Genomic DNA, 25,304 nt, shown 5'->3' with positions numbered 1-25,304 from the left:
TTTGAGCAAGGCGGATCATTTTTTAGTGTGAATGAGACGATGCTGCCTCATCTTGAGTCTGCCATTTTTTCATGAAGCGCTGAATCCGAGCGATCGCTTCTTGGAGTTGTTCAATCGAACTTGCATAACTTGCCCGGACATAACCTTCACCGCTTGCTCCGAAGACGGATCCTGGAACGACGGCGACGCGCTCAGCGAGTAGCAGTTGCTCAGCAAACTGTTCACTCGTCAGTCCGGTATGACCGATGTACGGAAAGGCATAGAAAGCGCCACCTGGTAAGTGTGTCGGAAGACCCGCATCGTTTAGCGCCTTAACGAAGTAGTTCCGGCGTTGCCGATAACTCGTCACCATGTCAGGGACCGTCTTATGACGAGAACGCAGTGCTTCAATGCCCGCGAATTGAACGAGTGTCGGGGCACACATCATGCCGTATTGATGGACCTTCAGCATCGATTGCGTGATCGCAGGTGGGGCGCAAGTGAAACCAAGCCGCCAGCCTGTCATCGCGAAGGCTTTCGAGAAGCCGTTGATGATGATCGTCCGCTCCCGCATACCGGGAAGGGTCGCGAAGCAGATTGCTTCCGTTTCGTAGGACAGTTCCGCGTAGATCTCGTCACTGATGACGTATAGATCATGCTTTTGGACGAGTAACGCTAGGTCCGCTAATTGATCACGCGACATCGTCGAGCCTGTCGGATTCGATGGGAAACAGAAAATGATCGCTTTCGTCTTATCTGTTAGCAAATGTTCGATCGTTTCCGGTTGAATCGCAAAACCATCTTCTGCGTGACACGCAGCAGCGACGGGAATGCCTCCAACGAGTTCGATCAAGGGAGCATACGAAACGAATGCCGGTTCAACAACGATGACTTCATCTCCTGGATTGATCAAACTACGAAAGGCGAGATCAAGTCCTTCTGAGGCACCGGTCGTGACGATGATCTCATCCGTCGTTGAATAGGAGATAGCGAATTTTTCTTGCATGTAAGTTGCAATTTCTTGACGTAGTTCTAGTAAACCGGCGTTGGCACTATACGCTGTATAGCCTTGTTCGAGTGCTGCGAAGCTCGCTTCGCGAACATTCCATGGCGTGACGAAATCAGGTTCGCCGACACCAAGGGAGATGACGTCTTCCATCGATCCTGCTAAATCAAAGAAACGACGGATGCCGGATGGGGCTAACTGTTCGACACGTTCAGATAGAGACTTCATGGAGACACCTTCAATCGTTTGTCGTCATCATCCTGACTGAAGAGGACACCATCGTGCTTGTAGGTCTTCAAGCGGAAATGGGTCGTCGTCGAGATGACGGAGTCGAGCGTCGATAATTTTTCCGAGACGAATTGAGAGACTTCTTGTAGCGATTTGCCATCAAGGACGACTTGTAAGTCATATGCGCCTGACATCAAATAGAGGGACGTCACTTCCGGGAAACGATGGATCCGCTCCGCTACCTCGTCAAAACCGCGTCCACGTTTCGGTGTGACTTTGACATCGATGAAAGCCGTCACGCCATGATGGGCATGAATCTTTTGCCAGTCGATGACAGCAGTGTAACCGAGTAGGACACCGTCGCGTTTGAATGTCTCGATCGAAGCGGCTACTTCTGACGCTTCCCAGTCGAGCATTTGCGCAAGCAAGTCCAAGTCCATCGGACCATTTTGTGTTAATAATGCTAATAATTCGAGTTGTTTTTCGGTGTACATGGGATCACTCACTTTCTGTCAATTGACCATTGAAGGTACGGCGGGTCTGGCGCAATCGTTCGCGTCGCTCAGCCTGGACGATATGGAAGTTCTTCATTTCATTTGTCGGAAGTTGGTGTTTTTCAACGAGGCGTTCAAAAAAGACGCGTCGCGCTGCATCCTGACGTGCGGATTCATGATTACCTGATGGATTGAAAGCATATAAGACGGTCGCGCGCGCCGGGTGCAGTATTAAATGATCCTTGCCGACGCGTAAAATCCAGTCCCAGTCCCAGTAATTGAAGACGTCTTCGTCAAACAGACCAAGTTGATCGTGGAGCGATTTACGGTAGAGCGACCCGGACGGAATATATGTCGAGTCTTCTCGAATCGTCTCCGGATCGTACGGATATGCGAACGGCTCAGAATCAAGTGCGATACGGTGATCGCCTTCCCAGCGATACGTAAAGAGCTCCGCGTCCGTATAGGTGAGATCAGCACCAGCTTCGAGATCGCCGACCGCTTCTTCGAGGTGACTCGGTAATAAGAGGTCGTCGTCGTCATGAAGTAAGATATACCGACTGGAAGCGAGCGTGACACCATGATTTCGAGCACGAACATGATGGTTTTCAGGTAACGCGACATAGGTCAGTTGAAGACGGTCCTGATAGGCAGCCGTCACTGCTGAGACATCGTCTCCATTATTGTTTAAGACGATGACTTCGAAGTCTTGATAGTGTTGACGCGTCAATGCTTCTAGCGCTTCTGCTAATTCACGAGGACGATTATACGTCGGAATGATGATGGATACGGTTGGCATCAGTGATCGCTCCTTGAACAAAGACACCTGTCCAGGAACAGGTGTCTTCTTGTTTTTTACATGTTTGCTTCAATGCGTGGTAGCAGTTCGTTCCATTCTGCTTCTGGTTCTTTCGTAACCGTCACGAAGTCGCCGTAAGCGAATAGATTGTCGATGCCATCAAGGGCGATCAGTGATGCGAGCAACGCATCTTCAGGTGTATCTTCTTTTTTGACACTCGTACTTTTAGCACCGAAGCGCTGTTCTTCGAGCGTGATTTTGACGGAATTCGGATTTGGTGTGTAATCGACTTGCATGAGGTAAGCTCCTTTCAACGTACATCCATGTTTAGATGATAGGTATTACTTTCAGTATCATTAGTTTGAAATTTAGCAGTTTATAATAAAGTAATTTGCTTGAGTAATCTAACTTGATTATAAACTTTCAATAAGTTTAGTATAGCAGATATCTCAAGGATACATTTTGTTCACTTAGTATTCCCGAATGATTTTTTTTGTTTTGATATTAAACTAAAAACTTACTTGAATTACAAACGATTATGGCAGTTGTAAAAAAAGTGAAAAAACGATTGTTCATAATCAGTTCGAATGAACTTGAAAATAAAATATTTTCTTATTTTATGATATCTTAATGTGACGTTAAATCGCTCTGTGAAGGGGAGAGGCAAAACGGTATTTCGCTATCCTCTCTCACTTTAAAAAAGTCAAGGTTTGTATAAAAAAAAATCTACGTTTAATCTACATATTGTATCTTGAAGACGAATTACAGTTTATTAGGGTCAATATATAGAGAAATGCGTTTAAAGACCGTCATGACCGGATATATAGTGATAAAAACACTATATATCCGGTCATGACGGGTTCTCTTTGTAGCGGTACTTAAATTTATAATTCATATAAATAAATTGTTTTGTATTTTAAAAAAATTTATTTATGAATTTTAAAAACTGTAATGTCGTCTGGCGACTTATTTTTACGAACAGAAGGAGTGGTTCATAGTGGCATCTCCACTGAATACAGCACGCATCTTTAAAGGTGCAATGACAATAGAAGACGTATATGTCGTGATTAGACAAGCAACGGAAACGTATCCGGAGCTTGATATCGACCGCTATACTGAACGTGCCATCCGAGCGCTTGAAGGAAAATCCCTACAAGCCGATCAAGTCTATGAACTGTTAACGATGCACGCACTCGATATGTTAAAGGCAGAAGAGCCGAACTGGACATTCGTAGCGACAGCGACTTACTTAAATCGGTTATACCTTGAAGCAGGTGAAAATCGCGGATATGCAGCAGAAGAACGGTATGGTTCGCTGTATACGCTGATTGAAAAACTGACAGAGATCGGCATCTTCACGAAACATTTACTAGATGCGTATTCGAAGGAAGACATCAACGAACTGTCGGCAACGATCGATCCATCCCGCGACCACTTGTTCACATACATTGGTCTTCGAACACTGGCAGACCGGTACCTCGCACGTGATCACGTCAAAAACTTGTACGAGCTACCACAAGAACGATTCATGGTCATCGCGATGACACTGATGCAAAACGAACCGAAAGAACGTCGTTTAGAACTCGTCAAAGAGTCTTACTGGGCATTGTCGAATCTCTACATGACAGTTGCGACTCCGACGCTTTCGAATGCTGGTAAGTCTTACGGTCAACTTTCTTCATGTTTCATCGATACAGTCGATGATTCGCTACGCGGCATCTACGACTCGAACACGGACGTGGCGACACTTTCTAAAGGTGGCGGCGGAATCGGCGTCTACATGGGTAAGATTCGCTCACGCGGCTCAGACATCAAAGGCTTCAAAGGTGTCTCAAGCGGTGTCATCCCGTGGATGAAACAATTGAACAACACGGCAGTCAGCGTCGATCAGCTCGGTATGCGCCAAGGATCGATCGCGGTGTACCTCGACATCTGGCATAAAGATATCCTCGAATTCCTGGACGCGAAGCTCAACAATGGGGATGAGCGACTTCGGACACACGACTTGTTCACAGGTGTCAACTTACCGGACCGTTTCATGCGTGCCGTCGAAGCACGAGAAGACTGGCATTTGTTTGACCCACATGAAATTCGTACCGTTATGGGCTTCAGCCTTGAAGATTACTTCGATGAGACGGAACAAGGGGGCAGCTTCACGGAACGATACGAAGCGTGTGTCAACGAACCGCGTCTCAGCAAAAAAACAGTTCCGGCAATCGATCTCGTCAAACGCTACATGCGTTCGCAACTCGAGACCGGGACGCCATATATGTTCTTCCGTGACGCCGTTAACCGTGCGAACCCGAATAAACATGCAGGGATGATCTACTCGTCAAACCTGTGCTCGGAAATCATGCAGAACATGAGCCCGACGACCGTGACGGAAGAATACACGGAAGACGGTAAAATCATCGTCACGAAGACACCAGGGGACTTCGTCGTCTGTAATTTATCATCGATTGCACTTGCACGTGCAGTTCGTTCTGACGTCTTAGAGCGATTGATTCCGATTCAAATGCGGATGCTTGATAACGTCATCGACTTGAATACGATCGATGTTCCGCAAGCGCAATTGACGAATCAAAAATACCGTGCTGTTGGTCTTGGCACATTCGGTTGGCACCATCTGCTTGCACTCGAAGGTATCCGTTGGGAATCGGTCGAAGCGGTACAATACGCAGACCGTCTCTACGAGAAGATCGCTTACTTGACGATCGATGCGTCGATGCAACTTGCGAAAGAGAAGGGTGCGTACCGTCTCTTCGAGGGTTCAGAATGGCAAACAGGAGAGTACATCAAACGTCGCCACTATAAAACGACGGATGAACTTGATTGGGATCGTCTCCAAGCGGACATCACGGCGTACGGAATGCGTAATGCTTACTTGATGGCAGTCGCACCGAACTCATCAACGGCGATCATTGCGGGTAGTACGGCATCGATTGATCCAATCTACAAAAAAGTCTACTCGGAAGAGAAGAAAAACTATAAGATTCCAGTCACTGTTCCGGATTTAACACCGGAAACGAACTGGTTCTATAAATCAGCGTTTGAGATTGACCAACTATGGAGCATTCGTCAAAATGCTTCGCGTCAGCGTCACATCGACCAAGCGATCAGTTTCAATTTGTACGTGAAAAATAACGTCAAGGCGAAAGAGTTACTCGAGATGCACATGGAAGCATGGCAACTCGGGATGAAGACGATCTACTACACGCGTTCGACGACGGTTGAAATCGACGAATGTGAATCGTGTTCATCATAAGATAAGGAGGACGATATCATGAAGGCAGCAATCGTATATGCGTCATTGAGTGGAAACACGGAGGAGGTGGCAGAACTCGTCGCGAAGACGTGTTCTGAGATGGGAATCGAGCCGACGATGTTGTTTGCGGATGAAGTGACGACGTATCAGTTAATGCCTTATGATATCGTCTATTTTGGTTCGTATACGTGGGGAGATGGGCAACTACCCGACGATATGCGCGATTGTCTCAGAACCGTTCTAAAGGAGAGTTCGCATGCGATTCCGCAGGCAGCTGTTTTTGGAACAGGGGACAAGATGTTCGTCAAATATTGTCGCGCCGTTGATGAGATGGCGTATCATCTCTCGAAATTCGGGGTGCCGCTTGCCGGCGAACTATTGAAAATCGAGCAGTCACCACGCAATCGCCCACATCTCGTCAAGGAATGGACGAAACGGACCATTCTTCAATTACAGCAAGAAGGAGTCGAAGCACATGGAACAGCTACAAAAAATCAAACTGCTTGATGCACGTCATCCGAATCGCGCGACAGCAATCATCGGTGGCGAAACGAGTGCCATCGTAAACTGGAACGATATTGCGTATCCACAGTTTTATTCGATCTACAAACAACTGTTATCGAACTTCTGGATCCCAGATGAGATCTCGATGTCGAAGGATATGCAGCAGTGGAATCAATTGAGCGAACGGGAACAGGATGCCTTTAAACGAATCATCGGGCTACTCTCGATTCTTGACTCGGTTCAGACACGTTATATCTTGGAATCGGCAATGTTCACATCGGATTCATCGGTTCACGCGATTCTTGCGATCGTTGCGCAACAGGAAGTCGTTCATAATCAATCGTACAGCTACGTCTTATCCAGCTTGGTTCCATTGGCTGAACAAAACCGGATTTTCGATATCGCGAAAGACGATGATATGGTCATGAAGCGTAATGCATTCATCCTTGATTTATATGAAGATTTCCAAAATGACCGGACTCCAGAGAATTTCGCGAAATCGCTCGTTGCTTCGATTGTTCTTGAAGGGATCAATTTCTATTCTGGCTTTGCTTTCTTCTATAACTTAGCACGTCATCAAAAGATGGTCGGAACATCGACGATGATCAGCTACATTCAACGGGATGAATTACAACACTCGTACTTCATCAGCCAATTGTTACGTGCTGTCCTGTCGGAGCATCCAGAAATCGATGCCGATGGCTCCTTCACACAATTCGTCTACGACACGTTCAAGCGTGCCGTCGATCTTGAAATCGAGTGGAGCGAATATGTCTTGCGTGATCTAGACGGTCTTGATGTCAGTGAAATGCGTGATTACGTTAAATATCTCGCAAACAAACGTCTTCGCGTCATCGGTTTGTCGGATCTTTATGAAGGGCACGACGAAGATGTCATGCCATGGATTCGTGCGTATTCGGATGATTCGATGAACGCGACAAAATCGGACTTCTTCGAACAAAAATCACGTTCGTATGCGAAAGTAACGGATGCGAATGGATTCGACGATCTGTGAGTAATAAATAGATCAATTGATGATTGCTTCTACTCTATATTTCCTTTACGCTAGGACAGGCGAGGTTCTGCTCGACTCCTGCGGAAAAACAAGTCATCATGACCCTGGAAGATGCGACGCATCTAAAGCGGCATGAGGGCTTGTCCGCGGAAAGCGAGCAGACCGAGACTGTCCGTTTTTTTTTGATAGTCTTATCTGTCTTTCGTCTTTCTCGTTTCAAGCATTACTTTTCTTTGTCACTTAGGTCAATTCAACAAAAGAACAAAAAAAGGGCCGAACTCGGAAAGTTCGGCAGAATCAGGGGGAATACTTGAAGTCTTGCTACTAAAATGTTCCCTCGTGAAATAAAAAATAAACAAATTCCAAAAATATTTTTTACGATACAAGAAAAGTGTGTTATTATAAGTTGATGAATTTAGTTAGGGAGTGTATACATTATGGCAAACTTTGAAAAAGACCAAGTCGTTACTGGTAAAGTAACTGGTATTCAAAACTTCGGTGCTTTCGTAGCACTTGACGAGCAAACACAAGGTCTCGTCCACATCTCAGAAATCTCACACGATTACGTAAAAGACATCAACGATTACGTAAAAGTTGGCGATGAAGTAACTGTTAAAGTTCTCGACATCGACGAAGCTAACAAAAAAATGAAGCTTTCGATCAAAGCAACTCAGGAAGCTCCAAAACGTGAAGCACGCGCGAAAGGTCCACGCAAAAACGCTGGACGTCGCGATGCAGGTCCTGCTTTCAAACAAGAAGAAGCACCTGGATTCAACGTTCTTAAAGGTAAATTGGAAGAATGGATTGAAAAATCAAACTTCCAAAAATAAGCCACATGAGAGAATCGACATCGGTCGGTTCTCTTTTTTTATGCGATTTTTACATAGAATAAGCATTAAATTAGATGCGAAAGGGGAATGTGTGGATAATGTAAGGTGTTCATTACTTATTGAGGAGGCAACACAGATGGAAAACTTTGAATATCGCAATCCAACAAGACTTATTTTTGGTGACGGTCAAGTCAGCCAATTGAAACCACAACTCGAAGCACTCGGTGCAAAGAAAGTCATGCTCGTCTTCGGTGGCGGCAGTATTAAACGTAATGGCGTTTATGATGATGTCACACGTGAACTCAACGCGGCAGGAATCGAGTACGTCGAATGCGACGGTGTCGAACCGAACCCGCGTATCGAGACAGCAGAGCGCGGTATCAAAATTGCACGTGAAGCAGGCGTTGACGCATTGCTTGCACTCGGTGGCGGTTCTGTCATCGACTGCACGAAATTGATCGCTGCTGGTATTCCTTATGAAGGCGAAGCATGGGATCTCGTCATCGGCAAAGCAACACCAGAAACAGTCATCCCATTCGGAACAGTCTTGACGCTTGCAGCAACAGGTTCTGAGATGAACTCAGGATCCGTCATCACGAACTGGAAGACACAAGAGAAGTACGGTTGGGGTAGCCCGCTTACGTTCCCAACATTCTCAATCCTTGATCCGAAGTACACAGTCAGTGTGCCAAAAGATCAAACAATCTACGGTATCGTCGATATGATGAGCCACTGCCTCGAGCAATACTTCCACCCTGCGCATGCGCCGGTCCAAGAACGGATGACAGAAGGTGTCATGAAAGCAGTCGTCGAAGCAGCACCGAAACTCGTCAACGATCTCGAGAACGTTGAACTTCGTGGCACGATTCTCTTCGCTGGTACGATGGCGCTCAACGGTGTCCTTCAAATGGGCGCACGTGGCGACTGGGCATCACACAATATCGAGCACGCGGTTTCAGCTGTTCACGATATCCCGCACGCAGGTGGACTTGCGATCCTCTTCCCGAACTGGATGCGCCACGTACTCGACGAATCAAACGCACATCGTTTCGTCACACTCGGTGAGAACGTCTTTAACGTTGATACGGAAGGTAAATCAGAGATGGAAGCAGCACACGCGACAATCGACGCAATCAGTGCTTTCTGGACATCACTCGGTGCACCGAATCGTCTCGCTGATTACGACATCAAAGAAGATACAGTTGACGCAATCGTCAAGTCAGCAATGACACGCGGCGACTTCGGAAACTTCAAATCACTTGGAAACGAAGACGTTCGTCAAATCGTGACAGCTGCCCTATAACAATCTGTAACATTTGCTACTCATTTCACAAAAGACTTGAACGACCTTCCTTCTTGCGTTTTAATGAAAAGGAAGGTCGCATTTCGTTGCGAATGAATAAGGAGGACGATGGCATGTCAACAGTACGTTTTGATTATTCGAAAGCCCTACAATTCGTAGGTCAACATGAAGTAGATCATATGGCGGAAACGGTAAAGACGCTTCACCATGCGATTCATGCAGGAACAGGTGCAGGAAGTGATTTCTTAGGATGGGTAGATCTTCCGACGAATTACGATCAAGCGGAATTTGCACGCATCCAAGCGTCTGCAGAAAAAATCAAGTCGGATTCTGATGTGTTGTTAGTCGTCGGAATCGGCGGTTCGTATCTCGGAGCGCGCGCTGCGATCGAGATGCTCGGACACTCATTCCATAACTTGTTATCAAAAGAAGATCGCAAAGCACCACAAATCATCTATGCAGGTCATAATATCTCATCGACGTATCTGCACGATTTATTCGAAGTCCTCGAAGGAAAAGATGTATCGGTCAACATCATCTCGAAATCGGGTACGACGACAGAACCAGCAATTTCGTTCCGTCTCTTGAAATCGTTCATGGAAGAGAAATACGGTAAAGCAGAAGCCAAACACCGGATTTATGCAACGACGGATAAAGCGCGTGGTGCATTAAAAACACTCGCAGACTCTGAAGGATACGAGACATTCGTCATTCCGGATGATGTCGGCGGCCGTTTCTCTGTGTTGACACCGGTTGGTCTATTACCGATCGCAGCAGCTGGTATTTCAATCGAAGAGTTGATGCAAGGTGCCCGTGACGCGCAAGAGCGCTACGCGAGCGAAAACCTAGCTGACAACGAAGCGTATCAATACGCGGTCGTTCGAAATGCGCTCTATGCGAAAGGGAAGACGATCGAGCTTCTCGTCAACTACGAACCAGCACTTCATTATGTGTCAGAGTGGTGGAAACAATTATACGGCGAGTCAGAAGGAAAAGACTTCAAAGGGATCTTCCCAGCAGCAGTCGACTTCTCGACGGATCTTCACTCGATGGGACAATACGTCCAAGAAGGTCGTCGTGACCTGTTCGAGACAGTCATCAAAGTCGGTCAAGCACGTCATGCATTGACGATCGAAGAAGATGCTCAGGATCTCGATGGATTGAACTTCCTTGCAGGGAAGTCGATTCAATTCGTTAACGATAAAGCAGCAGAAGGTACGTTGCTTGCGCACACGGACGGACAAGTACCGAACTTGACAGTCGAACTTCCAGAGATGACACCGTATCACCTCGGATTCCTGTTCTACTTCTTCGAAAAAGCTTGTGCGATGAGTGGTTATCTCCTCGGAGTGAACCCATTTGATCAGCCAGGCGTCGAAGCGTACAAGAAAAACATGTTCGCTCTTCTTGGGAAACCAGGATTCGAAGCAGAAAAAGCAGAACTCGAAGCACGTTTGAAGTAATATGAAACGACAGTCGATCGTTCCCTAGTGGAACATCGGCTGTTTTTTTGTCTTTAGCGGATGATAGTAGGCTATCATTTTCCAGATTTACAGGTAATCCTAGCGTTTTCACTTTTAGAATACCCGTGAAACAGGTAAAGTGAAGTTAGAAGAAGAAATGAGGTGCACGTACGTGATTACATTCTTGGATTATTATCAAAATCAAGTGGAGTTAAGTTTTGATGACCATCCGTTCTCGGATCGTCCCTTGCACGTATGGGTCATTGCCGTGTACGAAGGAAAATGGTTGCTGACCCATCATAAGCAACGTGGTTATGAATTTCCTGGTGGAAAGGTTGAACCAGGGGAAACGGCGGAAGAAGCTGCACGTCGTGAAGTGATGGAAGAGACAGGTGGGGAAATCGATTCCCTCTCATATGTCGGGCAGTATCGGGTTGCTGGAAAAGGCGATACGATCATCAAAAACATCTACTTCGCGCAAATCGGATCATTGTCGTCTCATCTTGCCGTGGATGAAACGGACGGTGCTTTTCTATTCGAGGAACTCCCTGAACGTCTCGATACGAATCGACAATACAGTTTCATGATGAAGGACCGTGTCCTTCCGGAGACGCTCCGTGTACTTAGCGAACGCCGATTGGTTTGAACTTCCGCGGCAAGGTCCGTTTCGGACGTTTCGGATGTTTTATACCACAGCGGATGGAGAACGGGTCGGTGCCTATATCGTACTCCCGCAAGTTGCGAACGGTCAGGGAATTCTCTACTTGCGTGGTGGAACGCGTTCGATCGGAATGGTCCGACCGACTCGATTGCTCGCGTTCGCACAGGCAGGCTTTTTTGTCATGGCACCTTTCTATCGAGGGAATCTAGGCGGCACGGGAAAAGAAGACTTTGGACATCACGATATCGAAGACGCCTGCAGCGCCTTTGACTGGTTACAGCAACGTGTTTCGCATGTTCACGCATTTGGATTTTCACGTGGTGGACAGATGGCACTGCTCCTGGCGCATCACCGTCCAGTCGCTCGAACGGTTTCCTGGGCAGGGGTGACGGAGTTGACGTGGACGTATGAAGAGCAGAAGACGATGCAAAAGATGCTGCGGCGATACACGGGAGGTACACCAGATACGGTTCCTGATGAATACGCGGTTCGCTCGCCGCTCCATGTCGAACCTCAAGGTGAAGTGTTATTGATTCACGGTGCGTATGATGAGAACGTTCGTTTACGCCACGCGACGGCTTATGCCGCACGTTATTCCGAAAAAACGATGCTTCAGACTTATGCCTATGCCCATCAATTTCCGATTCATGACAAGTTGCGTGTGACGCGGAATGTGTTGAATTGGTTTGAGACTGGTATATGGAATCCGGATGAAAGGTGATAGTTCAAGCAGTACGACCAATGTCGTGCTGTTTTTTTGTGTTACGGAAAATGGCATAGAATTAAAAAATAAGAACATTGATATGTTGTAAAAAACAATAATCTCCTAAAAAGTAAACTTTGATATAATAGATGACATCTGAGAAGAATAGAGGGGGCATGAGAACGATGGATATCTTATTAGCACGTCAACCCATCGTTAATCGAGTAGGTTCGATTGATGCATTTGAACTATTGTATCGTTCGATTGAACAAATCAGTGTGTTTGATGGTGATTTAGCGACGATGGATGTTTTGACGAATACACTTGTTCATATGGGAGTAGATCATGTAGCAGAAGGCAAGAAGCTATTTGTTAATTTCACGGCAGAGCTGTTGAAAAGTGACTTGATTCATTATTTGGATCCAAGCCAATTCGTCATTGAAATTCTAGAAACAGTTGAGATCGATACAGAGATGCTGTCTGTTCTACATAGTTGGAAAGACGCGGGCTTTACGTTAGCACTCGATGATTTTGTGACGGATTTACTCCGACAGCATGGAGCGGAATTGTTTGAGTTGATCGATTTAATTAAAATCGACATCGAGACGATTTCCCCTCGCGAGCAAAGTGCTATCCTCCATATTGTCCGTCGCAATTATCCTCATATCCGAATGTTGGCTGAGCGTGTCGAAACGCACGAAGATCATACACGGTGTCTTGACATGGGATATGACTGGTTTCAGGGATATTTTTATGCTAAACCGATGTTGATGAAAGGAAAGGCGGTCCCACCGCAACTACCGGTTTTGTTAAAAATGTTGAAATGGCTCGATACGGATGAAAAGTACGATGAGGTCATTGATGAGATTGAAGCGAATCCCTATATTAGTATTCAAGTGTTACAGCTGATCAATTCTCCAGGAATGGGTTTACGCAATACTGTCAGTTCCGTTCGTCAAGCGATTTCACTGCTTGGCTTTTCGCAACTCAAAAGTTGGATTTCGTTGATTGTTTTACGTGAGATGAAGCTTGCTAGTCCTTATGAGTGGTCAAATGAGTTATTACGGTCCTCTTTACACTGTGCGAAGCTCTGTGAACTCTTTGCTACCGAAACCCGAACACTACAACCGGAGAGTGCTTACATGATTGGCTTGTTATCGCACATCGATGCGTTATTATCTGTTGATATTGACGATATCATCGATCAATTGCCACTCGAAGATTCTCTGAAGATTGTTCTACAAGGAAAGGATCATCCGTTTCGGGATTGTTTAGTGCTTGCGATTAGTGCAGATCGAGGTGATTTTGATCAGTTTGAACTGCTGAGTCAGCGTTTAAATGTATCACTTCCGCGAGCCTATGCATTACTGACGGAAAGTCAAGAGTGGCTCATGCAGCGAGAAAAACATATTCAAGAAGAGTCAGACTCGATCATATAACTAAAAAAGAGTTTGAAGACTTTTTTCTAGACATAAGACGACGTGTAATCATTCTCTTAACTGAGTAGGATTACACGTTTTTATTCGTCTCGAATCGCCTAATAGGAAGAATTTCTAAGGATTAAGGAGTAACTAAAAAATCTGAGTCCGTGAAGACCGGACTCAGATTTTTTAGTTACTTGATGTAAATTCGGTGTCTATCTTTTTGATGCAAGTCAGAAAACTCTACTTTATAGGCGCGGACCAGCTGACTTGATCGCATCCGTCGCACTCTCGAAACGAAGGAAATTGTTCTGGAATTTCTCAGCAAGCGAACGCGCTTGTGTGTCGTATTCGTCCGGATTCGACCAGACGCGTACCGGGTTGAGTAACTCACTTGGAACACCAGGAACTTCGAGCGGCATATGAAGTCCAAAGATCGGGTGTTCTTCTGTTGGAATCGTTGCAAGTGTGCCGTTAACGGCAGCGTTGACCATCGTCCGTGTATAAGATAGCTTCATGCGGCTACCTGTTCCGTAAGCACCGCCTGTCCAGCCCGTGTTGACGAGATAAACGGTAACACCATGACGATCAATCAATTCGCCGAGCATCGTCGCATACTTTTCAGGCATCAGTGGAAGGAATGGTGAACCGAAGCACGTCGAGAAGGTCGCTTCTGGTTCCGTGACCCCACGTTCTGTTCCAGCGAGTTTTGATGTATATCCTGATAGGAAGTGATACATCGCTTGTTCTTTCGTCAATTTGCTGATCGGAGGCAAGACGCCGTACGCATCAGCTGTCAAGAAGACAATCGTCTTCGGATGACCAGCGCGTGACGGAACAGCGATGTTATCGATTGCCGTAATCGGATAAGCAGCACGCGTATTTTCCGTCAACGATGTATCATCGTAATCAGGATGACGGGCTTCGTCGAGTACGACGTTCTCAAGGACGGTTCCGAAACGGATCGCGTCAAAGATTTGCGGTTCTTTTTCACGCGATAGATTGACCGTCTTCGCGTAACATCCGCCTTCGATGTTGAAGACACCATCGTGCGACCAACCATGCTCATCGTCACCGATCAATTGACGGCTATCATCGGCTGAAAGGGTGGTCTTACCAGTACCAGATAGACCGAAGAACAAGGCGACGTCGCCTTCGTGTCCGACGTTTGCCGAGCAGTGCATCGAAAGGACGTTTTCTTGTGGTAAGAGGTAGTTCATGACGGAAAAGATCGACTTTTTGATTTCTCCAGCGTATTCCGTTCCACCGATCAAGACGATTCGGTGTTCGAACGACATCGCGATGAACGTCTCGGAGTTCGTTCCGTCAACGGCAGGATCTGCTTTGAAATGTGGCGCGTAGACAACCGTGAACGGTTCGAAGGCAGCCACTTCAGGATACTCGCGTAAAAAGAGTTGTTTGGCAAACAGGTTATGCCAAGCATATTGTGTGAGCACACGGACCGGAAGGGTGAAGTGCGTATCTGCTCCAGCAGCAGCTTCTGTATAGTAGAGATGATCAGCTTCGTTCATGTAACGAAGAACCTTTTGCAACAATTGTTCAAATTTGTCTCCATCCATTGGTTGGTTGACATGACCCCAATCAATGTGAGACTCGCAGGAAGAATCACGGACGATGAACTTATCTTTTGGTGAACGACCTGTAAATTTCCCCGTTTCTACAGATAATGCGCCGTTCTCAGCAAGGACACCTTCTTCGTTTCGAATCGCATGTTCGACAAGTTCAGCAACAGATAGTTGTTTGAACACATGCTCTTTCTTGAGTAGTTCTTCGATATTCAGGACCGTCATCGGCATCCTGACCCCACCTTTCCCCTACGTTGGTTTTGGCTCACTGTATTTAGTATGACACATTTATTATATATGGCATACTAAAGAGAGAGCAATCATTTTCTAGTGCTGATTTCTATTTATCTGGAAACGCTTTCAGCATTAACAGTTTAACATCTCTTTCAAAAAGTTTCGACTAGAATTTGAAACCTTGCTTGACAGAGTAGTTACAACTTTATATCATGTAATTCGTAACGGATACTCTTATTCTGAGCAGGTGGAGGGAACAAGGCCCGAAGAAACCCGGCAACCGTCCTACATTAATTCACATATTAATGAGGGAAAAGGTGCTCTCCTGAAGCGAAGTAAACACTTCGAACGATAAGAGGGTAAAGGAAGAACGCACAACCTTTCCCTGACCATTTTTTGGACTTGGAAAGGTTTTTTTCATTTTACCGTCCCACTCAACTAGGGGAAATGAGTACACCGTCAAATTCTTTTTTGGGAGGGTCATACATGACAAACCTTAATCGCCGACTATTCACGTCGGAGTCAGTCACTGAAGGTCATCCAGATAAAATCTGTGACCAAATTTCGGATTCAATTCTTGATGCAATCCTCGCAGCGGATCCAAACGCGCGTGTTGCGGCAGAAACTTCTGTTACAACGGGTCTCGTTCTCGTTGCAGGTGAGATCACGACATCCACTTACGTCGACATTCCAAAAGTCGTTCGTGAAACGATTCGTGAGATCGGTTATACACGCGCGAAATACGGTTTCGACGCGGACACATGTGCTGTATTGACATCAATCGATGAGCAATCAGCAGACATCGCTCTTGGTGTAGACCAAGCGCTTGAAGCACGTGAAGGTAGCATGTCTGATGCAGAAATCGATGCAATCGGTGCAGGAGACCAAGGTCTCATGTTCGGTTACGCAACGAAAGAAACACCAGAACTCATGCCACTTCCAATCTCGCTTTCACACCGTCTCGCACGCCGTTTGGCAGAAGTGCGTAAAAACGGTCAACTCGACTACCTTCGTCCGGACGGAAAAACACAAGTCACGGTCGAATACAACGAGAACAACGAGCCGGTTCGTGTCGATACGATCGTCATCTCGACACAACACGCGGAAGAAGTTACGCTTGAGCAAATTCAAGCTGACTTGAAAGAACACGTCATCACACCGGTCATCCCGGCTGAATACATCGACGCAGCAACGAAATTCTTCATCAATCCAACTGGTCGTTTCGTCATCGGCGGACCACAAGGAGATGCTGGATTGACGGGTCGTAAGATCATCGTTGATACGTATGGTGGATACGCACGCCACGGCGGTGGAGCATTTTCTGGTAAAGATCCAACAAAAGTCGACCGTTCAGCTGCATACGCAGCACGTTACGTCGCGAAGAACCTCGTTGCTGCAGGTCTTGCAGACAAAGCAGAAGTTCAACTCGCGTACGCAATCGGTGTCGCGCACCCGGTATCAATCGCGGTTGATACATTCGGTACAGGAAAACTTCCTGAAGCACAACTCGTCGAATTGGTTGCTGAAAACTTCGATCTTCGTCCGGCTGGAATCATCAACATGCTTGATCTCCGTCGTCCGATCTATCGTCAAACAGCTGCATACGGTCACTTCGGTCGTACAGATGTTGAGCTTCCATGGGAGCAAACAGATAAAGCAGCAGTTCTTGAAGAACAGGCAAAACGTTTCGCATAATCAAAAAGTCCGAGAACCCTACGCGGGTTTTCGGACTTTTTTGTTTACGTGGAACTTTGCAGGAAACGAATGTTTTTTCTAGAAGAGGGTAAAAGTACATGAGTCGATTCGTATGAATACAAAGGGGGGTTCCGATTATGGAAATACGCGAAGCTATTCCAGCCGATGCAGGACGTATTCATGACATTGCCGTCACATCCTGGTTGGATACGTACGCAGAAATCTATTCCGAGCGCTCGAAAGCGCATTTCGTGCAGGAAGCGTATCCGCAAGAGGAGGTTGTTCGTGCGATTCGGACGGCAGAAGAAGCACGGGGAGAGTATTTTTATGTCGGAATCATCGATGAGGAAATCGTCGGTTTCATTCATGCTGTTGATGTTGAGGGAACGTGGGAAATCATTCGTCTGTACGTCTTACCGAAATATCAGCAAAACGGAATCGGACGACGATTGATCCGTGAACTCGAACGACAAGGAGCCGTCCCACTCGAAGTATATGTGGAGGCACGTAACTATAAAGCGCGTCAGTTCTTGACCTCATTCGGTTTTGAAGAACTCAGTGAGATGACGGAAGAAGTCTTTGGGCAAGTAGAATCTGTCATTCGCCTTCGCCATGTCGCCTCGTGAAATCCGTCTTGGGACGGTTTTGTGTGCGTTTGAAATAAGGTATCGTAAATAGGAAGTATGAAGTGAAGAGGTGAGTTTGTGGTTGAACAACCAACAGGAATCATCGTATTAGTCTATCCGTTACAACTGCGTGCCCGTCCGAGTGAAGCTTTGATTCGGGTACTCGAACGAGAGTATGAAGTATTGCTCGTCGACGCCCCACGTCGTATCTCGTTTGAAGAACATGGTCAACTGTTAAAAGAAGCATTACGTGAAGCCGGGAAACGCAAGCTACCGATTCATATCGTCGCCTGTAGCATGGGCGCACTCGTCGTCAATCGTCTGTTGCAAGAATATGAATTACCGGTAGCAAGCCTTGCATTCATTTCACCGTTGTTTGATTGGCACCCTTCGAAACAACTCGGAGGCGTCAAACAAGTCTTCGCAAGTGCGTTCGATCGTTTCCGGCCCGATGCGCCACTCGGTACGTTGCCGTTTGGTCAAAGTACGGAAGATACCGTTCGCATCGGTGAACTGACCTATGCACAGTACCGGGAAATCGAAGAAGAGATCGTCGTACATGACGAGGAACGAAAAAAACTGCCGCGTGTGAACTTGGCTTGTTTTTATGCACCGGACGATCAGTTCGCAGACGTCAAGCTGACACTTGAAGTATGCCGGAAAATGGGTGGCGATCAGATTTACTTACAACGTCTACTCGGTTTTCCGCATTTTAGTTTCGAACGGTTGAACACACGGTTTGCAGAAAAATTAATGTTGTTCTTTAAGCTTGTTGAAGAATGAAATCACAAAAGTGATGCCTCTAAAAAAGGGGCATCACTTTTTTGTGCCCATCATCCGCGTACTTTTTTCTCGATCGCGATGATGAACGGGGGATGATTTTGTTGGTTCAAGAAGCGATACTGGAGAACGGCATAATCTTGCTGATCAAGGGCTGTGACGTAATCGAGGACAGCGTCACGTTCTCGTTTTCCTTCCAAGTGACCGTGATAGACGACGAGGACGACAAGACCGCCGGGAGCGAGGACCGGGAGGAGGGCATCGAGTGCTTCAAGCGTCTCTTCTCCGGTCGTCGTGATTGATTTGTCGCTTCCAGGCAGGTATCCGAGATTGAAGACACCAGCGCGGACAGGACGTTGTTCGTCCGAAAGACGGGCACCGACATGGATGTGGCTTTCATGGTAAAGGTCGACGCGTGCTAACATTCCGGCTTCGTCGAGACGTCGCGTCGATTCCTCAATGGCTTGTGCCTGGACGTCGAACGCAAGAACCCTTCCTTCTGGACCGACACGTTCTGCTAAAAACTGTGTATCATGTCCATTTCCGGCAGTCATATCGACGACGCAGTCTCCGGGCTCGATAACGGACTCGAGTAATTGTTTCGTATAAGGTAATACACGGGCAAGTGACATGGCATAGACTCCTGTTCCTATAGTCTGTTTTTCTAGTAATGGTTCAGTATGTGCAAGATTCTTTCTGCATTATATCATTTTTTGATTCGTTGACGAAAAGCGAAGTAGCTTGACAGTTAGGGGACGGATTGCGTAAAGTGGCAAGGTTGAGAATGAAATAGGAGGACCACAGGTATGCCAAAATTACCAAAAGCGGTCTGGATCCTCGTCCTTGCGATGGCCATCAATACGACGGGATCCTCTTTTTTATGGCCGTTTAATACATTATATATTCATGAATATTTAGGAGAGTCGATGACAAAAGCAGGGATGGCATTGTTCGTCAACTCTGCCTTAGCAATCGTCGGAAACTACTTAGGTGGAAAAGCGTTTGACCGTCTCGGTGGCAAGAAGACGCTTGTCATCAGTGTCATCGGACTTGTCCTGTCTTCCGTTGGCTTGTTGCTATTTCATCAGACGTATCTCGGATACGTCGCGATGCTTGGATTGATTGGATTCGTCGGTGGGATGGTTTTTCCGACGATCTACGCGATGACGGGTGTCATCTGGCCGGAAGGCGGGCGCCGTGCCTTTAATGCGATCTATGTCGCACAAAATGTCGGTGTAGCGCTCGGGACAGCAGTCAGTGGTCAAATCGCTGCCTTTTCGATTCAGTACATCTTCATCGCCAATCTCGTCCTCTACATCGCCTTTGCCATCATTTTGTTCGTCGGTTTATCCTGGATTCAGGCACCAGCGCGGATGCATGCGGCACATGACGAGATCGAAACGACACGCACACCCCTTGCGCGCGGTGCGGCAAGGACGATGTTGCTCGTCTCGATCGGGTATGCCTTACTTTGGTTCGTTTATGTGCAATGGCAAGGAACCTTTGCCGTACACACGAAATCGCTCGGTGTCACGATTTCCGAGTACTCGATTCTTTGGACGATCAACGGAGCACTCATCGTGTTCGCACAACCTTTATTAACACCAATTCTCCGGTGGTTTGGAGATGACTTGAAGCGACAATTGATGACCGGTACAGGAATCTTCCTCTTGTCTTATCTGATCGTTCCGTTCGCAGGCGGCTTCAAGATGTTCCTCGTCGCGATGATCATTTTGACGATTGGTGAGATGTTCATCTGGCCAGCGGTTCCTGCTATGGCGGCGAGACTCGCGCCAATCGGAAAAGAAGGAGAGTTCCAGGGATACGTCAATATTGCCGCTTCAGCGGGACGGATGATCAGTCCGACCGTCGGAGGGTTGATCTACGATTTATCCGGTATGTCAGCGGTCTTCTTGACATTGATTGGATTGATTCTGTTAGCAGGCGTCGTATTCCTTCGTGCCATTCCTAAAATCACATCATGAGCATCATCTGTAAGACAGCGGACATTAGATTCGCTGTCTTTTTTTTACATCATTAATGCGCTAATTATAAAACAAATCATTATTAATATGGAATATTTCGGCAAAGAAACGGGTACTTTCTAATCAAGAACTTGAAAAGAAAGTTCATGTGAACGTTGCTTCTTTTTGACTGGAGGTGCACGAATGGAAAGGTGTCAATTCATCACAGATGCCGCAACTTGGACGACACACGTACAGCAACAGCCTCTTGATATCTTCTACAGTCACCAATACGTCACGCTTAACGCTAGACCGTCTGAGCAAGCGGTGTTATTTCGTTATGAAGGTCATGCGGGAACACTGTTCTATCCCTTTTTAAAGCGTCGGATTTTTGATACGCCTTATTCAGATCTCATCACGCCGTATGGCTACGGCGGACCGGAAATCGTCGGTCGCTTAACCGCAACTGAAATGCAACATGCACGTCTATCGTTTGAAAGGTGGGCGGAGCAAGAATCGGTCGTCTCGGAAATGATTCGCTTTAATCCGTTGACGGGCAATGAACGACTCATGCGTAACTGGACGGAAGCTTCTTTCATCCGTCATACGACGAGCATTGATTTGCGCCCCTCACTAGAAGAAATCATGCAGACGTTCCATAAGAAAACGAGAAGTATGATTCGTAAATCGCTCGCTTCACCGTTAACCGTTAGAACAGGAACACGAGACGATTTATCTGTTTTTTTGGCGTTGTATCATGAAACGATGGACCGGAAGAATGCTTCGGCTCATTACTATTTTACGGCGAGTTATTTTGAGCAATTATTGGAAGCGAATCCACTCTGTGAGCCATTGTTACTGATTGCGGAAATCGACGGAGAACCTGTTGGTGGATACTTCGTATTGCTCGGAAAAGAATATGCCCACGGTCATTTGATTGGTTGTAAGCGGGACGAAGCGAAGATGTTCCCAAATCAACGACTTGAGTACGAAGCGATTCTTCAGGCGAAAGCACGCGGTCTCGTCGAACAACATCTCGGAGGTGGATATCAAGAACGGGATAGTCTCTTTGAGAGTAAATGCCGTTACACCGGGTACCGTTTATTTGAGTATCATCAAGGAAAATCGATTCTTCAACCAGCCATATACGATCAGTTGTGTATACGATACGGGTCAGATGCTAATTCGGATTATTTTCCGGCTTACCGACAAACCAGTGTCCAAATGGCGACAAGTTAAACAGTAACTAAATGAAGAAGGTGAAACGACTACATCGTGTAGTCGTTTTTTTGATATGCTGAAATCATGATAGATCAATTGAGGGGGATGTGTCTTGAAAAAACGAGGTCTTATTTTTGATATGGATGGGGTCATCTTAGATAGTGAAATCCGCTACTTTGAGGTCCACCAGCAGATGTTCAAAACGTTATCGATTCCGCTCGATCCGGTTCAGTATGCGACATTCATGGGGAAAACAGGAGATGAGATGTGGGAAGAACTTGTCGCGCAACACGAGCTCCCAGAAACAGCGAGTGCTTTACTTGAGGAAGAACATCGCTTGTTTCAAATTCATGCAAAACCAGAGGCGTGTGGTTTAAAAGAGGGAGTCAAACAAGTCATCGAACAAGCGACATCTCTTGGTTACGATATCGGGATCGCTTCTTCGAGTTCGCTTCAAAAAATCGAACTCGTCATCCGTCATTACGAGCTTCCAATCACGCATTACGTCAGTGGGGAAGAAGTCGTGCGTTCGAAGCCGGATCCCGCGATTTTTCGACTTGCGGCATCACGAATCGGGCACGCACCTGAGAATTGTCTCGTCATTGAAGACGCTGCAAACGGGATGATCGGCGCAAAAGCAGCTGGTATGGAAGTGATTGCGCTTCTTGATGACCGGATGCCAGCGCAACGTTTAGAACAAGCAGATCATATTGCGCGATCGCATGCGGAAATCGAGGAAATTTTACGGAAGCGTTGACGCTTGAGGAAGAAACAGATTACACTAGGAAAAGATAGTCAAATGCAGGGAACTGAAGTAGTAGGGGAAAGGTGCCGTCAAGAGAGCTGGTGGAGGGTGCGAACCAGTCGGTAACAACCGTGAACTCGTCAGGGAGCACGATTCGTGAAGTCGTAGTAGCGAATCCGGTCCTTCACACCGTTATCTGTGAATCAAGCGGTCTGTCATAGATAGACAACGTGGGTGGTACCGCGGAAGCCAAACCGGTCTTTCGTCCCTATTCCTAGGGGCGGAGGACCGGTTTTTTTTAGATTAGAGGAGGAAAAGACATGCCGTACAATCATCGCGAAATTGAACCAAAATGGCAGGCGCGTTGGGATCAAGACAACGCCTTCGTCACGACAGAAGATCCAGAAAAAGAAGGGTTTTATGCCCTTGATATGTTCCCGTATCCGTCAGGTGCCGGACTCCACGTTGGACACCCGGAAGGCTACACGGCAACGGACATCCTCGCGCGGATGAAACGGATGCAAGGATACAACGTCTTGCACCCAATGGGTTGGGATGCGTTCGGGTTACCAGCAGAACAATACGCCCTCGATACAGGGAATGACCCACGTGAATTCACAGCGAAAAACATCGAGACGTTCAAGCGTCAGCTGAAAGAACTTGGATTCTCCTATGACTGGGATCGTGAAATCAACACGACGGATCCGAAGTACTACAAATGGACACAGTGGATCTTTACGAAGTTGTATGAAAAAGGACTCGCGTTCGTGGACGAAGTCGCGGTCAACTGGTGCCCGGCACTTGGAACCGTTCTTGCGAATGAAGAAGTCATCGACGGATTATCTGAACGCGGAAATCATCCGGTCGTGCGTGTTCCGATGCGTCAGTGGGTCTTGAAAATCACGGAATATGCGGATCGTCTTCTTGAAGATCTCGATGACCTCGATTGGCCGGATTCTGTTAAAGAGATGCAACGGAACTGGATCGGGAAATCAGAAGGTGCTGAGATCGATTTCACGATTGATGGACATAAAAAACAAGTTACGGTCTTTACGACACGTCCGGACACAATCTTTGGTGCGACGTACCTCGTGCTTGCGCCGGAGCATCCATTCGTAGCTGACATCACGACAGCGGATCACAAGGAAGCCGTCGATACGTACATTTCGCAAGTCCAAACGAAGTCAGACCTCGAACGGACGGATTTAGCGAAGGAAAAAACAGGCGTCTTCACGGGTGCTTTCGCCGTCAATCCAATCTCAGGTGATCGTCTTCCGATCTGGATCGCTGATTATGTCCTTGTTTCTTATGGAACGGGTGCAATCATGGCGGTTCCAGGACACGATGAGCGCGACCATGAATTCGCGAAACAATTCGACTTGCCAATCGTTGAGGTCGTCGCGGGTGGAAACGTCGATGAAGCAGCCTATACAGGAGAGGGCGAACACGTCAACTCGCATATGCTTGATGGTCTTGGAAAACAAGAAGCAATCGAGACGATGATTGCTGAACTCGAAACGAATCAAGTCGGACGCAAGAAAATCACGTATCGTCTCCGCGACTGGTTGTTCAGTCGTCAACGGTATTGGGGTGAGCCAATCCCAGTCGTTCATATGGAAGATGGTTCGATGAAGACGCTTAGCCAAGAGGAATTACCGCTCGAACTTCCAATCATTCCGGAGATCAAGCCGTCTGGTACAGGCGAATCACCACTTGCGCTTGCGGAAGACTGGTTGGATTATACGGATCCTGAAACAGGAATGAAAGGGCGTCGCGAGACGAATACGATGCCACAATGGGGCGGAAGCTGCTGGTATTATCTTCGTTTCATCGATCCGCACAATGAAGAGGCGATCGCGGATCCAGAAAAATTAAAATACTGGCTTCCAGTCGATATTTACATCGGTGGTGCGGAACACGCCGTTCTCCACTTATTGTATGCACGCTTCTGGCATAAAGTCTTGTATGATGCAGGCGTCGTGCCAACAAAAGAACCATTCCAGAAGTTATACAACCAAGGGATGATTCTTGGAGAGAACAACGAGAAAATGTCGAAATCACGCGGTAACGTCATCAATCCGGATGAAATCGTTAAATCGCATGGTGCGGATACGTTACGCTTGTATGAAATGTTCATGGGTCCACTCGATGCATCAGTTGCCTGGTCTGAGAACGGACTTGACGGTGCGCGTCGTTTCCTCGATCGTGTCTGGCGCTTGTTCGAACGGACAGCAGACATTCAAGATGTCACAGAAGTCGATGCTGACTTCGAACGGACATACCACCAGACGGTCAAGAAGGTTACGGAAGACTTCGCGAACATCCAGTTCAACACCGGAATTTCGCAACTCATGGTCTTCGTCAACGAAGCAAACAAACAGCCGGTGCTTCCGCGTCACTTCCTTCGTGGATTCATCCAATTGTTAACACCAGTTGCACCGCACCTTGGTGAGGAACTCTGGGAACAACTTGGATTTGAAGAGACATTGACGTATGCGGCATGGCCAACATTCGATGAATCGAAACTCGTCAGCGATACGATGGAATTCGTCATTCAAGTGAACGGAAAAGTTCGCTCGAAAATCGAAATCAACATCGACGCGACAAAAGAAGAAATCGAGGCACTTGCCTTTGCCGACGAAAAGACACAAGAATGGATCGGCGACAAGACGGTTCGAAAAGTCATCGTCGTACCGAAAAAACTCATCAATATCGTCGCGAACTAAGTCATGACCCCTTCCGTTCACTTGATACGAATGGAAGGGGTTTCTTCATTTCCGTC

Annotated in this window: 22 protein-coding genes, 1 riboswitch and 1 other annotated feature; of the genes, 16 read left to right on the top strand and 6 right to left on the bottom strand. The window is 46.9% G+C overall.

The genetic code is table 11. The annotated features are described in order from the left end of the window. Positions 1–22 precede the first annotated feature (22 nt). Genes U719_RS12420 through U719_RS12405 form a run of 4 tightly spaced genes read right to left on the bottom strand, consistent with a single transcriptional unit; the run spans position 23 to position 2,802 of the window. On the bottom strand, positions 23–1,213 hold the full coding sequence (locus U719_RS12420) for an aminotransferase (protein ID WP_023469121.1): 1,191 nt from the start codon (positions 1,211–1,213) through the stop codon (positions 23–25). Further along, positions 1,210–1,707 (bottom strand): Lrp/AsnC family transcriptional regulator, encoded by a 498-nt coding sequence (locus U719_RS12415; protein ID WP_023469120.1) that lies wholly within the window; start codon positions 1,705–1,707, stop codon positions 1,210–1,212. Before U719_RS12415 ends, U719_RS12420 begins: the two co-directional genes overlap by 4 nt. A 4-nt stretch (positions 1,708–1,711) precedes the next feature. After that, on the bottom strand, positions 1,712–2,506 hold the full coding sequence (locus U719_RS12410) for a glycosyltransferase family 2 protein (protein WP_023469119.1): 795 nt from the start codon (positions 2,504–2,506) through the stop codon (positions 1,712–1,714). A gap of 56 nt (positions 2,507–2,562) precedes the next feature. Continuing rightward, the gene (locus U719_RS12405; protein ID WP_023469118.1) at positions 2,563–2,802 is read right to left on the bottom strand and encodes a NifU N-terminal domain-containing protein; all 240 of its coding nucleotides are present in this window, start codon (positions 2,800–2,802) and stop codon (positions 2,563–2,565) included. Between the two features lie 701 nt (positions 2,803–3,503). Here U719_RS12405 and U719_RS12400 point away from each other — a divergent pair. The 9 genes from U719_RS12400 to U719_RS12360 all read left to right on the top strand — a co-directional run bounded on the left by U719_RS12400 (position 3,504) and on the right by U719_RS12360 (position 13,689). Beyond that, on the top strand, positions 3,504–5,771 hold the full coding sequence (locus tag U719_RS12400) for a ribonucleoside-diphosphate reductase subunit alpha (RefSeq protein WP_023469117.1): 2,268 nt from the start codon (positions 3,504–3,506) through the stop codon (positions 5,769–5,771). An 18-nt stretch (positions 5,772–5,789) separates the two neighbouring features. Beyond that, the gene (locus tag U719_RS12395) at positions 5,790–6,278 is read left to right on the top strand and encodes a flavodoxin domain-containing protein (protein WP_023469116.1); all 489 of its coding nucleotides are present in this window, start codon (positions 5,790–5,792) and stop codon (positions 6,276–6,278) included. After that, on the top strand, positions 6,247–7,290 hold the full coding sequence (locus tag U719_RS12390; RefSeq protein ID WP_023469115.1) for a ribonucleotide-diphosphate reductase subunit beta: 1,044 nt from the start codon (positions 6,247–6,249) through the stop codon (positions 7,288–7,290). Before U719_RS12395 ends, U719_RS12390 begins: the two co-directional genes overlap by 32 nt. Positions 7,291–7,727: 437 nt before the next feature. Further along, the gene (yugI, locus tag U719_RS12385; RefSeq protein WP_012371159.1) at positions 7,728–8,120 is read left to right on the top strand and encodes a S1 domain-containing post-transcriptional regulator GSP13; all 393 of its coding nucleotides are present in this window, start codon (positions 7,728–7,730) and stop codon (positions 8,118–8,120) included. A gap of 136 nt (positions 8,121–8,256) precedes the next feature. Further along, positions 8,257–9,423, top strand: coding sequence for an iron-containing alcohol dehydrogenase (locus tag U719_RS12380; protein ID WP_023469114.1), 1,167 nt, complete (start codon positions 8,257–8,259; stop codon positions 9,421–9,423). Positions 9,424–9,536: 113 nt separating this feature from the next. Continuing rightward, entirely contained in the window at positions 9,537–10,886 is a 1,350-nt protein-coding gene (locus tag U719_RS12375) for a glucose-6-phosphate isomerase (RefSeq protein WP_023469113.1), read from the top strand. Between the two features lie 172 nt (positions 10,887–11,058). Next, the gene (gene ytkD / locus U719_RS12370) at positions 11,059–11,532 is read left to right on the top strand and encodes an RNA deprotection pyrophosphohydrolase (protein ID WP_023469112.1); all 474 of its coding nucleotides are present in this window, start codon (positions 11,059–11,061) and stop codon (positions 11,530–11,532) included. Beyond that, the gene (locus tag U719_RS12365) at positions 11,504–12,268 is read left to right on the top strand and encodes a S9 family peptidase (RefSeq protein WP_023469111.1); all 765 of its coding nucleotides are present in this window, start codon (positions 11,504–11,506) and stop codon (positions 12,266–12,268) included. The genes ytkD and U719_RS12365 overlap by 29 nt, the downstream gene beginning before the upstream one ends. A gap of 167 nt (positions 12,269–12,435) precedes the next feature. Further along, positions 12,436–13,689, top strand: coding sequence for an EAL and HDOD domain-containing protein (locus U719_RS12360; RefSeq protein ID WP_023469110.1), 1,254 nt, complete (start codon positions 12,436–12,438; stop codon positions 13,687–13,689). Between the two features lie 230 nt (positions 13,690–13,919). Here the strand turns inward: U719_RS12360 and pckA are convergent, their stop codons facing one another. Continuing rightward, positions 13,920–15,488, bottom strand: a complete 1,569-nt coding sequence (pckA, locus tag U719_RS12355; protein ID WP_023469109.1) for a phosphoenolpyruvate carboxykinase (ATP) — start codon at positions 15,486–15,488, stop codon at positions 13,920–13,922. 234 nt (positions 15,489–15,722) lie between these two features. Beyond that, positions 15,723–15,849: riboswitch (SAM riboswitch) on the top strand. A 128-nt stretch (positions 15,850–15,977) separates the two neighbouring features. On the opposite strand from pckA, the gene metK reads away from it, so the two are divergent. The 3 genes from metK to U719_RS12340 all read left to right on the top strand — a co-directional run bounded on the left by metK (position 15,978) and on the right by U719_RS12340 (position 18,595). Then, complete coding sequence (gene metK, locus U719_RS12350; RefSeq protein WP_023469108.1) at positions 15,978–17,186, top strand: methionine adenosyltransferase; 1,209 nt, start codon at positions 15,978–15,980, stop codon at positions 17,184–17,186. Between the two features lie 137 nt (positions 17,187–17,323). Then, on the top strand, positions 17,324–17,812 hold the full coding sequence (locus U719_RS12345) for a GNAT family N-acetyltransferase (protein ID WP_023469107.1): 489 nt from the start codon (positions 17,324–17,326) through the stop codon (positions 17,810–17,812). Between the two features lie 78 nt (positions 17,813–17,890). Further along, on the top strand, positions 17,891–18,595 hold the full coding sequence (locus U719_RS12340; protein ID WP_023469106.1) for a serine aminopeptidase domain-containing protein: 705 nt from the start codon (positions 17,891–17,893) through the stop codon (positions 18,593–18,595). Positions 18,596–18,645: 50 nt separating this feature from the next. Here U719_RS12340 and U719_RS12335 read toward each other — a convergent pair whose 3' ends face one another. Then, on the bottom strand, positions 18,646–19,245 hold the full coding sequence (locus tag U719_RS12335) for a class I SAM-dependent methyltransferase (RefSeq protein ID WP_255343803.1): 600 nt from the start codon (positions 19,243–19,245) through the stop codon (positions 18,646–18,648). 153 nt (positions 19,246–19,398) lie between these two features. Between U719_RS12335 and U719_RS12330 the strand changes: the two genes are divergently transcribed. The 4 genes from U719_RS12330 (at position 19,399) to leuS (ending at position 25,248) form a co-directional block, all read left to right on the top strand. After that, positions 19,399–20,577: an MFS transporter gene (locus tag U719_RS12330; protein WP_023469104.1), complete on the top strand. Its 1,179-nt coding sequence runs from the start codon at positions 19,399–19,401 to the stop codon at positions 20,575–20,577. A 183-nt stretch (positions 20,578–20,760) separates the two neighbouring features. After that, positions 20,761–21,795 carry a GNAT family N-acetyltransferase gene (locus U719_RS12325; RefSeq protein ID WP_023469103.1) on the top strand — a complete coding sequence of 345 codons (1,035 nt, stop codon included), beginning with the start codon at positions 20,761–20,763 and terminating at the stop codon, positions 21,793–21,795. A 94-nt stretch (positions 21,796–21,889) separates the two neighbouring features. After that, positions 21,890–22,534, top strand: coding sequence for an HAD family phosphatase (locus tag U719_RS12320; RefSeq protein ID WP_023469102.1), 645 nt, complete (start codon positions 21,890–21,892; stop codon positions 22,532–22,534). A 38-nt stretch (positions 22,535–22,572) separates the two neighbouring features. Continuing rightward, positions 22,573–22,795 (top strand) — a binding site (T-box leader). A 47-nt stretch (positions 22,796–22,842) separates the two neighbouring features. Then, positions 22,843–25,248 (top strand): leucine--tRNA ligase, encoded by a 2,406-nt coding sequence (leuS, locus tag U719_RS12315; RefSeq protein ID WP_023469101.1) that lies wholly within the window; start codon positions 22,843–22,845, stop codon positions 25,246–25,248. The last annotated feature ends 56 nt before the right edge of the window (positions 25,249–25,304 follow it).

It is taken from the genome of Exiguobacterium sp. MH3, from assembly GCF_000496635.1.
Classification (GTDB): domain Bacteria; phylum Bacillota; class Bacilli; order Exiguobacteriales; family Exiguobacteriaceae; genus Exiguobacterium_A; species Exiguobacterium_A indicum.
The sequence above is the reverse complement of the archived record's forward strand: the minus strand, read 5'-3'. Positions and strand labels throughout refer to the sequence as shown.

Bases quoted from the DNA above. Each gene is read 5' to 3' on its own strand.
- U719_RS12325 (WP_023469103.1), top strand. From the start codon at position 20,761: ATGGAAAGGTGTCAATTCATCACAGATGCCGCAACTTGGACGACACAC.
- U719_RS12330 (WP_023469104.1), top strand. From the start codon at position 19,399: ATGCCAAAATTACCAAAAGCGGTCTGGATCCTCGTCCTTGCGATGGCC.
- U719_RS12410 (WP_023469119.1), bottom strand. From the start codon at position 2,506: ATGCCAACCGTATCCATCATCATTCCGACGTATAATCGTCCTCGTGAA.
- U719_RS12405 (WP_023469118.1), bottom strand. From the start codon at position 2,802: ATGCAAGTCGATTACACACCAAATCCGAATTCCGTCAAAATCACGCTC.
- U719_RS12395 (WP_023469116.1), top strand. From the start codon at position 5,790: ATGAAGGCAGCAATCGTATATGCGTCATTGAGTGGAAACACGGAGGAG.
- U719_RS12345 (WP_023469107.1), top strand. From the start codon at position 17,324: ATGGAAATACGCGAAGCTATTCCAGCCGATGCAGGACGTATTCATGAC.
- U719_RS12375 (WP_023469113.1), top strand. From the start codon at position 9,537: ATGTCAACAGTACGTTTTGATTATTCGAAAGCCCTACAATTCGTAGGT.
- U719_RS12390 (WP_023469115.1), top strand. From the start codon at position 6,247: ATGGAACAGCTACAAAAAATCAAACTGCTTGATGCACGTCATCCGAAT.
- U719_RS12415 (WP_023469120.1), bottom strand. From the start codon at position 1,707: ATGTACACCGAAAAACAACTCGAATTATTAGCATTATTAACACAAAAT.
- pckA (WP_023469109.1), bottom strand. From the start codon at position 15,488: ATGCCGATGACGGTCCTGAATATCGAAGAACTACTCAAGAAAGAGCAT.
- U719_RS12360 (WP_023469110.1), top strand. From the start codon at position 12,436: ATGGATATCTTATTAGCACGTCAACCCATCGTTAATCGAGTAGGTTCG.
- yugI (WP_012371159.1), top strand. From the start codon at position 7,728: ATGGCAAACTTTGAAAAAGACCAAGTCGTTACTGGTAAAGTAACTGGT.
- U719_RS12420 (WP_023469121.1), bottom strand. From the start codon at position 1,213: ATGAAGTCTCTATCTGAACGTGTCGAACAGTTAGCCCCATCCGGCATC.
- metK (WP_023469108.1), top strand. From the start codon at position 15,978: ATGACAAACCTTAATCGCCGACTATTCACGTCGGAGTCAGTCACTGAA.
- U719_RS12380 (WP_023469114.1), top strand. From the start codon at position 8,257: ATGGAAAACTTTGAATATCGCAATCCAACAAGACTTATTTTTGGTGAC.
- leuS (WP_023469101.1), top strand. From the start codon at position 22,843: ATGCCGTACAATCATCGCGAAATTGAACCAAAATGGCAGGCGCGTTGG.